General features: G+C 71.7%; 12 protein-coding genes. 4 read left to right on the top strand and 8 right to left on the bottom strand.

The window, feature by feature from the left end:
• Window position 1: 1 nt before the first annotated feature.
• Window positions 2–697, bottom strand: a complete 696-nt coding sequence (locus AOM01_RS04360) for a CoA transferase subunit A (protein WP_062289485.1) — start codon at window positions 695–697, stop codon at window positions 2–4.
• Between the two features lie 145 nt (window positions 698–842).
• Between AOM01_RS04360 and AOM01_RS04355 the strand changes: the two genes are divergently transcribed.
• Entirely contained in the window at window positions 843–1,607 is a 765-nt protein-coding gene (locus AOM01_RS04355) for an IclR family transcriptional regulator (protein ID WP_062289482.1), read from the top strand.
• 129 nt (window positions 1,608–1,736) lie between these two features.
• On the opposite strand, the gene AOM01_RS04350 is transcribed toward AOM01_RS04355, so the two are convergent.
• Both AOM01_RS04350 and AOM01_RS04345 read right to left on the bottom strand, forming a co-directional pair.
• On the bottom strand, window positions 1,737–2,903 hold the full coding sequence (locus AOM01_RS04350; protein ID WP_062289479.1) for a 4-hydroxybenzoate 3-monooxygenase: 1,167 nt from the start codon (window positions 2,901–2,903) through the stop codon (window positions 1,737–1,739).
• Between the two features lie 91 nt (window positions 2,904–2,994).
• A complete protein-coding gene (locus AOM01_RS04345) occupies window positions 2,995–3,747 on the bottom strand; it encodes an IclR family transcriptional regulator (protein ID WP_062289475.1) in 753 nt (250 codons plus the stop codon).
• A 218-nt stretch (window positions 3,748–3,965) separates the two neighbouring features.
• On the opposite strand from AOM01_RS04345, the gene AOM01_RS04340 reads away from it, so the two are divergent.
• Window positions 3,966–6,215: an alpha-L-rhamnosidase gene (locus AOM01_RS04340; RefSeq protein ID WP_062289472.1), complete on the top strand. Its 2,250-nt coding sequence runs from the start codon at window positions 3,966–3,968 to the stop codon at window positions 6,213–6,215.
• Here the strand turns inward: AOM01_RS04340 and AOM01_RS04335 are convergent.
• Both AOM01_RS04335 and AOM01_RS14770 read right to left on the bottom strand, forming a co-directional pair.
• Window positions 6,212–7,450: a multidrug effflux MFS transporter gene (locus AOM01_RS04335; protein ID WP_228374208.1), complete on the bottom strand. Its 1,239-nt coding sequence runs from the start codon at window positions 7,448–7,450 to the stop codon at window positions 6,212–6,214. The two genes, AOM01_RS04340 and AOM01_RS04335, sit on opposite strands and share 4 nt — an antisense overlap.
• Window positions 7,447–7,575 (bottom strand): hypothetical protein, encoded by a 129-nt coding sequence (locus AOM01_RS14770; RefSeq protein WP_267127723.1) that lies wholly within the window; start codon window positions 7,573–7,575, stop codon window positions 7,447–7,449. The genes AOM01_RS04335 and AOM01_RS14770 overlap by 4 nt, the downstream gene beginning before the upstream one ends.
• Window positions 7,576–7,675: 100 nt before the next feature.
• On the opposite strand from AOM01_RS14770, the gene AOM01_RS04330 reads away from it, so the two are divergent.
• Both AOM01_RS04330 and AOM01_RS04325 read left to right on the top strand, forming a co-directional pair.
• Window positions 7,676–8,545, top strand: a complete 870-nt coding sequence (locus AOM01_RS04330; protein WP_062289468.1) for a helix-turn-helix transcriptional regulator — start codon at window positions 7,676–7,678, stop codon at window positions 8,543–8,545.
• A gap of 33 nt (window positions 8,546–8,578) precedes the next feature.
• Window positions 8,579–9,604, top strand: coding sequence for a zinc-dependent alcohol dehydrogenase family protein (locus tag AOM01_RS04325; protein ID WP_062289465.1), 1,026 nt, complete (start codon window positions 8,579–8,581; stop codon window positions 9,602–9,604).
• Window positions 9,605–9,622: 18 nt separating this feature from the next.
• Here the strand turns inward: AOM01_RS04325 and AOM01_RS04320 are convergent, their stop codons facing one another.
• From AOM01_RS04320 to AOM01_RS04310, 3 genes are all read right to left on the bottom strand, one after another.
• Window positions 9,623–10,072 (bottom strand): hypothetical protein, encoded by a 450-nt coding sequence (locus tag AOM01_RS04320; RefSeq protein WP_062289459.1) that lies wholly within the window; start codon window positions 10,070–10,072, stop codon window positions 9,623–9,625.
• 116 nt (window positions 10,073–10,188) lie between these two features.
• Window positions 10,189–10,650 (bottom strand): hypothetical protein, encoded by a 462-nt coding sequence (locus tag AOM01_RS04315; RefSeq protein ID WP_062289456.1) that lies wholly within the window; start codon window positions 10,648–10,650, stop codon window positions 10,189–10,191.
• 91 nt (window positions 10,651–10,741) lie between these two features.
• On the bottom strand, window positions 10,742–11,986 hold the full coding sequence (locus tag AOM01_RS04310; RefSeq protein ID WP_062289453.1) for a S1C family serine protease: 1,245 nt from the start codon (window positions 11,984–11,986) through the stop codon (window positions 10,742–10,744).
• Window positions 11,987–12,157: the final 171 nt, after the last annotated feature.

Raw genomic sequence — 12,157 nt, 5'->3', positions numbered from 1 at the left:
GTCAGGCCTCCCTGGTGGTGCGCTGCTCGATGTCCTTGACCCGCGGCGCCGACCGCACCAGCCGCTGCACGAAGATGCCGGGCGTCTCGACCGTGTCCGGGTCGAGCGGGTGCGGATCGACATGCTCGGCCTCGACCAGCGTGATGCGGCCCGACATGGCCGCGAGCGGGTTGAAGTTCCGCGCGGTGAAGCGGTAGCGCAGGTTGCCCGCCGTGTCGGCGCGGTGCGCCTTCACGAGGGCGACGTCCGCGACGATCCCCCGCTCGAGCACGTAGTCGACGCCGTCGAACGTCTGAACCGGCTTCCCCTCCGCGACCGGCGTGCCGACTCCCGTGCGGGTGTAGAAGCCGGCGATGCCCGCGCCGCCGGCGCGCATGCGCTCGGCGAGCGTGCCCTGCGGCGCGAACTCGACCTCGAGCGCGCCCGCGAGGTACTGCTCCGCGAACAGCCGGTTCTCCCCGACGTAGCTCGCGACCACCTTGCGGACCTGGCCGGCTTCGAGCAGGATGCCGAGGCCCTTGCCGTCGACGCCCATGTTGTTGCTGACGATCGTCAGGCCGCGCGCCCCGCTGTCCCGCACCGCCTCGATGAGGTCGGTCGGATTACCGCTGAGGCCGAACCCTCCCACCGCGATGATCTGCCCGTCCCGCACCACGTCCCGCACCGCGTCCGCGGCGCTCGGATACAGCTTCCCCATGCGTCGACTCCCTTGTCTCAGCGTTCATGACCACATTGTGGATGCCATGGACGCTAGACCGCCCGCGAGATCACGGTCAACGTGCTCGCAGAATGTGGCCAACGCACCGTAGGGTGTCCACAAAGTGGACGATGCGGGGGTTGCGATGGCGGAGCAGGGAGCCCAGGTGGTGGCGCGAGTGGGCGCGGTGCTGCGCGCGCTGAGCGCGCTCGCGGGCGAGCCCGCGGCTACTGCGGCCATCGCGGAGGCGACGTCCCTCACCCGGCCCACCGCGCATCGTCTCCTGTCCGCGCTCGCCGCCGAGGGGTTGGTCGATCGCGCCGGCGCCGGCGGCTGGACCCTCGGCCCGGAGGCGTACATCCTCGGGGCGGTCGCCGCGGACCGTTACGACATCACCGCCCTGGCCCGCGACGCGGTGCGCGAGGTCGCGCGCGTCACCGGCGAGAGCGCCTTCCTCTCCGCGCGGCGCGGCGACGAGTCGGTGTGCCTGCTGCGCGAGGAGGGCTCCTTCCCGCTCCGGTCCCACGTGCTCTACGAGGGGATCCGCTTCCCGCTCGGCGTCGCGTCGGCGGGACTGGCGATCCTCGCCATGCTCCCCGACGGCGAGCGCGAGGCGTACCTCGCGCGCGCGGACCTCGCTCCGGCCTGGGGCCCCGCGCACGCCGAGGCGCCGCTGCGGGCACGGCTGGCGGCGGCGCGCGCGACAGGCTATGTGGTCAATCCCGGGCTCATCGTGGAGGGCAGCTGGGGCATGGCCGCCGCCATCTTCGACGCCGCCGGACGCCCAGCGTGGGCGCTGTCCGCGACCGGCGTCGAGGCGCGCTTCTCCCCCGACCGGCAGCCCGTGATCGGACGGGTGCTGCTCGATCAGGCGCACGCGGTGACGATGCGGATGCGCGAGCGCGCGTGACCCCGCAACCGCGCTCCACACGGAATCTGAACCTGTGACCGCTCCACTCCGTGTTTGCACCGGGAGTTGCATGACGCGAACGCTCACATCGAGCGTCGCGTGTGGGGAGCGGTCGGAGGTGAAGTCTCGTCAGAGCGGCCAGCCGGTGTACGCCTCAGCGAGGTAGGTCGACCCGGCGGTCGAGCCGACCACGGACTCGAGCTCGCCGAGCTGGCGCAGGCGATCGAATGCGGAGGCGTCGGGCGCGACGTGCAGCATGCTCGTCATCCACCACGAGAAGTGCTGAGCCTTCCAGATGCGGGTCAGCGCGCGCACATCGAATCCCTCGACCCCCGTCGCGTCGCCGCGCAGCAGCAGGGACTCGAGCGCGTCGGCCAACAGCACCACGTCGGCGACGGCGAGGTTCATTCCCTTGGCGCCCGTGGGCGGGACGGTGTGGGCGGCGTCGCCGACGATCGCCATGCGCCCGCGTGTGAGCCTGCTCGCGACGAAGCTGCGGAAGCGCAGCACGTCGCGCTGGAAGATGGGCCCCTCGGCGAGGGCGTGGCCCGGCACGCGGCGCTGCAGCGTGTCCCAGATCTCCGCGTCGGAGGGCGCGGTGGCGTCTGCCTCCGGGTCGCACTGGAAGTACATGCGCTGGACGGTCGGGGTGCGCTGGCTGATGAGGGCGAAGCCGTCGGGCGAGTTGGAGTAGATGAGCTCGTGCGCGCTGGGCGGGGCCTCGCACAGGATGCCGAACCACGCGAACGGATACTCGCGGAAGTAGCCGCCGTGGGACCCGCAGACCGCACGCCTCACCACGCTGTGGGACCCGTCCGCTCCGACCACGAAGTCCGCCTCGACGTGGAGCTCCCCGCCATCGGCGGTGGTGGCGACCACGGCCGGCGTGTCGGAGTCCGCGCCGACGGCCTCGTGGACCCGGGCGCCGAACCGGATGTCCTGGCCCCCTTCGAGCCGGGCCGCGATGAGGTCTCGGAGCGCCTCGTGCTGAGGGTAGAGCCAGACCGCGCGGCCCACGAGCGCGGCGAAGTCGATGCGGTGCCCCTCGCCGGAGAAGCGCAGCTCGATGCCGTCGTGTCGGCTCCCGACCGTGCGCGCCCTGCTCCCCGGCACGCCGTCGAGCAGCTCGACGGTCCCCTGCTCGAGGATCCCCGCTCGGATGGTGCTCTCGATCTCCTCCCGCGAGCGGGAGTCGAGGATCACGGAGTCGATCCCCGCGCCCGCGAGCAGGTGGGACAGCACCAGGCCGGCCGGGCCGGCTCCGACGATCGCGACGCGCGTGCGGACGGTGGTCATGGCATCTCCCTTGATGTCGATGCCGTCATCCTGGCCACGCCCGACACCACGCGGGCGCACATTCCCGATGAACGGGAAAGGAAGCGACTCGCTAGCGCACGTGCGCCAGGGCGCGTTCCGTCGATCGAGCCGCACGGCGGAGCTCCGCGAGCGCGAGCTCCGTCGGGGAGTCGTGCGGGAGCACCACGGAGAGCGCCGCGACCGCTCGGCCGCCCTCGTCGCGGACGGGCACGGCGAGACCCGTCGAGACCTCCTCGACGTAGCCCCGTGCGAGCGCGTGGCCGAGCGTGCGCACCTCGTCGAGCTTGCGCCTCAGCACGGCCGGGTCGGTGGGGGTGCGCCGGCTGAGCGGGCGCAGCGGGCCTGCGAGCACGCTCTCCTGGAGCGCGCGGTCGCCGAAGGCGAGCAGCACCAGGCCCGACGAGCACGCGTGGAGCGGCAGCCGGCCCGCGACGCGGGTGATGTTCGCCCCCGCTTCGGGGTCGCTGAGCCGCTCGAGGAAGAGCGCCTCGCCCTGCTCGAGGATCGCGAGCTGCGTGTGCTCGCGCACTCGCGCCTGCACCCGCTCCATGGCCGGCAGTGCCGCCTGCCGCAGCCGGAGCGCGTGCGACGAGCGTGTCGCGAGCTCCCACAGGCGCATGCCGACACGCACGCGCCTGTCATCGTCGCGCTCGAGCAACCCCGCGTCGACCAGCTCTCCCACGATCCGATGCGCGGTGGACGACGGGAGTCCGGCGCGGCGCCCGATCTCCGCGGCGGTCTGGGCGGTGCGCGTCGGCGTGAAGGTCTCGAGCACGCGCACGAGCCGCGAGGTCACCGAGTCGCCCGAGGTCGAGTTCGCCACGGGCCCAGGGTGGCACAACGTCCGGCGGGATTCCCGTTCATCGGGACGATGCTCGTGACGGGTCGCGCGCGGATCGCACGGTCCCTGCGTCGAGGCATGGCCGCACGGATCGCGGGAATCGGGCGACGGTCAGGTTTTGATACGATTCAATCCATCACAGATTCGCGATGCGCCGTGGCACCCCGAGCTTCGGAGCGCGCCCAACCGCCGGAGCTCTCATGACCGTCACCGCTGCCGACCTGCTCGCCCACGCCGCCGCCATCACCGCGGTCGCCGACCGTGGCATCGCACCGCTGTTCTCTGCGAGCGTCGCGCTCGACCAGCCCGCGGAGGCGGTCGCGGCGGCGCGCCTCATCGCGACGGCGCACGGCGTCTACGAGGCCACCGTGAACGGCATCCCCGCGACGGAGTCGGTGCTCAACCCGGGCTGGACCTCGTACGAGTGGCGCCTCCAGTACCAGGAGTTCGACGTCACGGAGCAGGTCGCGGCCGGTGACGACGCGGTGGAGCTCGACATCCTCCTGGGCAACGGCTGGTACCGCGGTGCGCTCGGCTTCGACGGCGCCAAGATCGACTACGGCCACGAGATCGCGCTGCTCGCCGCGCTCGAGGTCACCTTCGCGGACGGCACCACCCAGACCATCGCCACCTCCCCCGCCTGGGCGGCCCGCGCATCGTCCACCACCACCAATTCTCTGTACAACGGGCAGACCATCGACGGACGCATCGAGACCGGCGAGGCTCTCGCGGTGCGCGAGGCGGAGCTCGACCGCTCGCGCCTGCTGCCCCAGGTGGGTCCGCTGATCGTGCGCCACGAGGTGCTCGCGCCCGTGAAGATCTGGACCTCGCCGGCCGGCCGGACGCTCATCGACTTCGGCCAGAACCTGGTGGGCTGGCTGCGCCTCACCGTCGCCGGCGAGGCCGGCACCGAGATCACGGTGCGCCACGCCGAGGTGCTCGAGCACGACGAGCTGGGCACGCGCCCGCTCCGCGCGGCGGAGGCCACCGACCGGTTCATCCTCTCCGGCGACACCGACGTGTTCGAGCCCACCTTCACGTTCCACGGCTTCCGCTACGCCGAGGTCACCGGCTGGCCCGGCGACATCGACCCCGACGCGATCGAGGCCGTGGTGGTGCACTCCGACATGCGCCCCACGTCGAGCTTCGAATGCTCGAGCCCCCTGGTCAACCAGTTGATCCACAACTCGATCTGGGGCCAGAAGGGCAACTTCCTCGACGTCCCCACCGACTGCCCCCAGCGCGACGAGCGCCTGGGCTGGACCGGCGACCTTTCCGCCTTCGCGGCGACCGCGTCGTTCCAGTTCGACACCGCCGACATGCTCCACAAGTGGCTGCTCGACCTCGCCGAGGAGACCCGTCACGCCCAGGAGGGCGCGGTGCCCAACGTGGTGCCCGACCCGCTCAAGTACGCGACGGGCGGCGTGTTCGACATCTTCCCCAAGTTCCCGAGCGCCATCTGGGGCGACGCCGCCGTGTGGGTCCCCGAGGCCCTGTGGCACGCCTACGGCGACCGCGAGCGTCTCGCTCAGTACTACCCGGGGATGGTGCTGCACCTCGAGGGCGTCGAGAAGCGCCTGTCCCCCACCGGGCTGTGGGAGGAGCAGTTCCAGTTCGGCGACTGGCTCGACCCCGACGCCCCGCCGGAGGCGCCCTTCAAGGCGAAGGCGGACAACTCCGTGGTCGCGACCGCATGCCTGTACCGGTCGGCGGCATTCACGGCGGCCACCGCGCGCGAGCTCGGGCTCGAGGACGATGCGCAGCGCTGGGACGCGCTCGCCGCGCGCACCCGCGCGGCGTTCAACGAGCACTACGTCGCGGCCGACGGCGTGATCCTGTCGGACTGCACCACCGTGTACGCCCTGGCGATCTGCTTCGGGCTGCTGGACGAGGAGATGCAGACCGTCGGCGCGGCACGGCTCGCCGAGCTGGTCCGCGAGCGCGGCCACGTCATCACCACCGGCTTCGCCGGCACGCCGTTCGTCACCTGGGCGCTGTCCGAGAACGGCTACCTCGAGGACGCGTACGCCCTGCTGCTGCAGACCGAGTGCCCGTCGTGGCTCTATGCGGTCACCATGGGCGCGACCACCATCTGGGAGCGCTGGGACTCGATGCTTCCGGACGGCACCATCAACCCCGGCGAGATGACCAGCTTCAACCACTACGCGCTCGGCGCCGTGGCGGACTGGATCTACCAGGTGGTGGGCGGCATCCGCGCCGCGGCGCCCGGCTACGCGGCGATCCGAGTCCAGCCGCAGCCGGGCCCCGGGATCGACTGGGTCAAGGTGGCGCACGAGTCCCCCGTGGGCCGCGTCGCGGTCGAATGGTCGGTGTCCGAGGACGGCTTCGTGCTCGACATCGACTCGCCCGCCGGGGTGCCCGTCGAGGCGGTGCTGCCCGACGGCACCGTGGTCGCCTACGAGGGTGGCGCGAGGCGGCTCACCGCCTAGGTTCCCGGGAGCGGTGTACGGCGCACCAGCGCGCCGTACACCGCCGTCCCCGCCACCGTGGCGGCGAGGGCGACGACGGCGGTCGATGTCGCAGTCTCGGGACCGAGGACGCCAGCCAGGGGTGCCGCGGCGGCGCCTGCGGCGAAGCGGGTCATGCCGAGGATGGACGATGCGGTGCCCGCGAAATGCGGGTAGTCGACCAGGGCGAGGGTGGTCGCCGGGGGCGACACCACCGCTGCCCCGGCGGCGATGAGGACGAACGCGGTGATGGTCAGCGGCAGCGATGGCAGCCACAGCGCGGCGACGAGCAGTGCCGCTCCGCCGGCGATCATGATCGCCAGGCCCGCCGCGAAGATCGCGCGGTCGCCGATGGGTTCCGCGAGGCGGCCCGCGGAGAAGCCTGCGACGGCGAAGGCCGCGGCGTTCAGTCCGAATACCAGCGCGAAGGTGGACGGAGCGAGACCGTAGATGCCCTGGAGGATGAAGGGTGCGCCGGCGAGGTAAGCAAAGTACGCGGCCGCGGTGAGGGAGCTCGACACCGTCGCGCCGACGTAGAGGCGATCGCGCGCGAGCACGCCGAGCTGTTCGCGAAGGCGGCTCAGGCCTCCGCTGGTCCGACGGTCGCGCGGCAGCGTGTCGGGGAACGCCACGGCGACCGCGCCTGTCACGAGCACGCCGACGGCGGTCAGGATCACGAAGAAGCCGCGCCACGACAGGTGCTCGGCGAGGAAGCCGCCAAGCACAGGTGCGACGATGGCGGCGAGGCCCGAGATCACGACGATGCGCGCGTAGTAACGGGTGAGGCGTGCACCGTCGTAGATGTCGCGGCCGACGGTCTGCGCGATCACAAGCCCCGTGCCGCCGGCGAGGCCCTGGAGGACTCGGGCGCCGACGAGCACCTCGATGGTGGGACTGATGGCACACAGGGCCGAGGCGAGCGTGTAGACCACCAGCCCGGCCAGCAGCGGCGCGCGCCGGCCGTACCGGTCCGAGAGGGGCCCGGCGATCACCTGACCGGCGGCGAGACCGATCAGGCATGCGGTCATCGTCAGCTGTGCGGACGAGGCGGTTCCATCGAGGTCGAGCGCGAGCGACGGCAGGACGGGCAGGTACAGGTCCATCGACAGCGGACCGAACACTGTCAGCGTGCCGAGGATGACAGCGATCCACAAGCCCGCCTCGCGCCGACGCGAGGCCTCCCGTTCCGCGCGCGCCATGCGAGGCACGGCGCTCACCAGGTCCACCAGAGCGGCTCGCCGGTGCTGTCGTCGACAGCGAGAGGCATGCGCTCGAGGGATGCCGTGGAGCCGAAGGGCCAGACGGCGATCAAGGCGAGCACCGCGATCGAGTACCTGTTCATGACCTCATCGAAACGCGGACGCGAAGTGGGCGGGAGTCCCGCTGCTGACGTGCCCTCGCAGGGCATCCCACGCTCGGATGCGGCTCCCTATCCTGACGGCATGGACAACCACAGCGAGGTGCGCGAGTTCCTGATGTCGCGCCGCGCACGCATCGAGCCCGAGGACGTGGGCCTGCCGCGCGGCGGCGACCGCCGCGTGCCCGGGCTACGCCGTGGCGAGGTCGCCGCCCTCGCCGGCGTCAGCGTCGAGTACTACTCCCGGCTCGAACGCGGAGCGATCGGGGGTGCATCCGAGGCCGTCCTCGACGGACTCGCGAAGGCGCTCCTGCTCGAGCCTGCCGAACGCGAGCACCTCTACCGTCTCGCCCATCAGGGCGCACAGACCGCAGGCCGCACGCGAACCCGGCGCACGGGCGAGCGACCGTGGACCCCCGAGCCGAGCATGCGGTGGCTGCTGGACTCCATGACCGGCGCGGCCGCGCTCATCGGCAACGGCCGCACCGACCTGCTCGCATGGAACACCCTTGGCGGGGCTCTGATGTCGGACATGATCGCCACGGCCACGACCCAACCGCCGAACTTCGCGCGCTACATCTTCCTCGAGCCCAGCGCACGCTACTTCTATCCCGACTGGGACACGATCGCCGCCGTCAACGTCGCGCAGCTCCGCACCGAGGCCGGCCGCGACCCCCACAGCAAGCCGTTGCATGACCTGGTCGGCGAGCTGTCGACCCGGAACGACCACTTCCGCGAGCTCTGGGGCCGCCACGACGTGTGGCGGCACGACGCAGGCGTGAAGCGCTTCCACCACGCCGAGGTGGGCGACCTCGAGCTCGCGTTCAACGGCCTCGACCTGGTGGGCCAGGACGCCATCCAGATGACGGTATTCACCGCCGCACCGGGATCCGCATCCCACGAGTCTCTCGCCCTGCTCGGCACCCTCGCCTCGACCCACGACCACGCTCGCTGACGCGAGCCACCACCCCGAACAGAGGAGAGAGCCATGCGTGGCGCGCTCATGTACGGTTCCGGCGACGTCCGCGTCGAGGACCGAGACGACCCGGTCATCGAGAAGCCCACTGACGCGATCGTCCGGCTGGCCGCCTCATGCGTGTGCGGCTCGGACCTGTGGGCCTACCGCGGCCTCGAACCCCTCCCCCGGGTGCCGACGCCCATGGGCCACGAGTACGCCGGCACCGTCGTCGCCGTCGGTGACGCCGTCGCCACCGTGAAGGTCGGCGACTTCGTCATCGGCTCGTTCTTCGCCTCCGACAACACATGCGAGATCTGCCGCTCCGGCTACCAGACTCACTGCCCGCATCGTGAAGCCGCCGCGCCAGGTGGTGCGCAGTCAGAACTGCTTCGGGTCCCGCTCGCGGACGGCACCCTCGTCGCCACCCCCACCACGCCCGAGCCGGACCTCATCCCCTCGCTGCTCGCCGCATCGGACGTGCTCGGCACCGGCTGGTTCGGCGCCGTCGCCGCGCAGGCGGGACCAGGCAAGACCGTCGCTGTCGTCGGCGACGGCGCCGTCGGCCTGCTGGCGATCCTCGCTGCACGCGAGCTCGGCGCGACGCGCATCATCGCGATGAGCCGGCACGCCGACCGCCAGTCCCTCGCACGCGAGTTCGGAGCCACCGACATCGTCGAGGAACGGGGCGACGCGGGCGTCGCCCGCATCAAGGAGCTCACCGACGGGCTCGGCGCACACTCGACCATCGAGGCCGTCGGCACCCAGGAGGCGATGGACCAGGCGATCAAGGCCACCCGCGCCGGCGGCCACGTCGGATACGTCGGCGTCTCACACGACGTCACCCTCGACGGCCTCGGACTCTTCTTCTCCGGGGTCCACCTCCACGGCGGCCCCGCGCCCGTGCGCCACTACCTCCCCGACCTCATCGGCCGGATCATGCGCCGCGAGATCGACCCCGGCAAGGTCTTCGACCTCGTCCTTCCGCTCGACGACACCGCCGAGGCCTACCGTGCCATGGACGAACGCCGAGCCATCAAGGCGATGCTCACCATGTGAACCGGTTCGCGTCCCGCGCTACGGCATCTCGCGCACGACCTCGCCTCCCAGCTCCACCGCGGCGTCGAACTGATCGGCGTCCGTGGTCGCGAAGATGAAGTGATCGCCCTTGACGATCCCGGTGTCCGCGGACGTCGCCTCGATCTCGGTGATGTCACGCTCGAGCGAGTCCTCGGTGAGGTAGATCGAGAGAGTCGCCTCGGGGACCAGGTCGCCGTCCTGGTCGCACACGTACTGCCACCCGGCAAGCACCCCCTCGCCCGCGGCCTTGCCGCCCGTCCAGGATTCGCAGGTCGCGACCTCCTTGAAGCTGGCGATGATGCCCGCGACGTCGACCGCCGCCGCGGAGATCGACTCCGTGGATGGGCTGGGGCTCGCCTCGTCGTCCGAGCTCGACGTACATCCGGCGAGCACCAGCCCCGCGCTCGCCGCCACCATCGCCACCGTCACCGCGTCGCCGATACGCATGAGCACTCCCCGCCTGAGACGAAACTGGTCGAATCGGGGCCGCTTTCGCCCCGATTCGACCAGTATGTGCCCCCAGGGGGACGATGCGGCGGTCAGGCGGCCGCCGGCGTCGCGCGTCAGGAGGCGGCGAGCTCGCGCAGGACCTCCACGCCCTCGTTCTCGAGGCTCGCGATGTGCGAGGTGTCGGTGGTGGCGACCAGGTAGTGGTCGCCACGCAGCACGGCCGCGTCGGCGTGGGCGGCCTCGACGTTGGCGAGGTCCGCCTCGAGGTCGTCGGTCGCGTTGTAGATCGACAGGGTGGTCTCGGCCACGCCGTCACCGTCCACGTCGCACGTGAACTCCCAGCCCGCGATGACGTCGGCGCCGGCGACCTTGCCGCCGGACCAGACGCCGCCGAAGGTCTCGCAGCCGGTGAGGGTGTTGACGTCGGCGACGATGGTGCCGACCTGGGGTGCGGACTCGGCCGTCGCGGAGGCGCTGGCGCTGGCGCCGGCCTCCGAGTCGGTGGCGCAGGCGGACAGCGCGAGCGCGGCGGTCGCGGCGAGGATGGTCGCCTTCGCACCGGTGGAGAAACGCATGGATCTTCCTTCTCTCAAGGGGGACGTCCGTGGTGGGGACCAAAGAATCCTAGTGCGTTTTATGTCACCCCATGCCCGCGCATCGTCCCGGCTACGCGGCCGGACCCTCTGCCAGGGTGACCGTCGACTCCCAGGTCTGGCCCGCGGTGTCGGTCCAGGTGATCGCTACCGAGTCGCCCGGTTCGTGATCCGCGAGCACCGCGGAGATCTCCGAGGCGCTGCCCACGGTGACGCCGTCGACCGTCGTGATGGTGTCGCCCGCGGTCAGGCCCAAGGTCGCGGCCGGGGTGCCGTCGTACACGTACTGGATCTGCCCCCGCTCGGACACGGCGACGCCGAGCACCGCCGGGTAGCCGAGGGTCGCACCGCTCGAGGTGTCGCCGGACTGGATCTGCGCGGCGATGTCGAGCGCGTCCTCGATCGGGATGGCGAAGGCCGTGACAGCGGCGCTGCCCGTCGAGGCGGCGGTGGTCATGCCGATCACCTCGCCCTCGCTGTCGAGCAGGGCGCCGCCCGAGTCGCCCGAGACCACGGCCGCGGAGAACTGGATCATCCCGTCGAGGGTCTCGCTCGCGGTGGTGAAGTCGGCGGAGGTGGTGACCGAGGACTCGAGGCCCGTGACGGAGCCGTCCGCGGCCATGAGGACGCCGCCGCCCGACGCGTTGCCCACCGCCGTGACGGCGTCGCCGGCGGTCACGCCGTCGTCGTCGATCGCGACCGTGGTGAGGCCCGAGGCGCCTTCGAGCTGGAGCAGCGCGACATCGTCGGCGGAGTCCGACCCGATGACGCTGGCGGAGAAGGTCTCCCCCGTCGCGAGCGTGACGGTGATCTCGGTCGAGTCCTCGATGACGTGGTTGTTGGTGAGGACCAGGCCGTCGCTCGTCAACACCATGCCGGTGCCGGCGGCCTCGCCCTGGCCGTAGCCGAGCACCGTGTCGATGAGCACCACGCCGGTGGTCTCGTCGCTGTCGGCGACGGTCGCCTCCGACTGGGTCGAGATGCCCGCGCCGTACCCCGAGTCGCCTCCCGGGTAGCCGCCCTCGCCGGGCCACGTGCCGCCGAGGTTCGGGCTCGACGGGACGTCGGTGGGCGCGTCGCCCAGCGTCGGGGTGTCCTCGAGCGCGGTCGGGTTGTCGACAGCGGAGGTCTCCTCCTCGGCGGTGACGGTCGCCGTGTCCGTGTCCGCCACCGCGATGCCGATCCCGACACCTCCGATCAGGAGCCCGGCGGCACCCAGCACGGTGCCCGCGCGGCGCAGTCCGGAGCGGCGGCGCGGGGGCTTCCACTCGATCACGGTGGTGCTCGCGGCGGGGGGCAGGTACGGGTCGTCGTTCATCGCTGTCTCCTTGGATGTCTACCTGCCTCCACCTCATCGTGTGAGGCGGGGACTCGACTGGGAGGAACCAGGGAGATTGCTGAGAACGGCGGCGGAACGCCTGGGCGACTCCTCGCCAGGCTGGGGGGCAACTGGCGAGGAGCCGCGCCATCAACGTACGAGCACACCTCG

Source organism: Demequina phytophila (assembly GCF_000971135.1).
Taxonomy (GTDB): Bacteria; Actinomycetota; Actinomycetes; order Actinomycetales; family Demequinaceae; genus Demequina; species Demequina phytophila.
The sequence above is the reverse complement of the archived record's forward strand: the minus strand, read 5'-3'. Positions and strand labels throughout refer to the sequence as shown.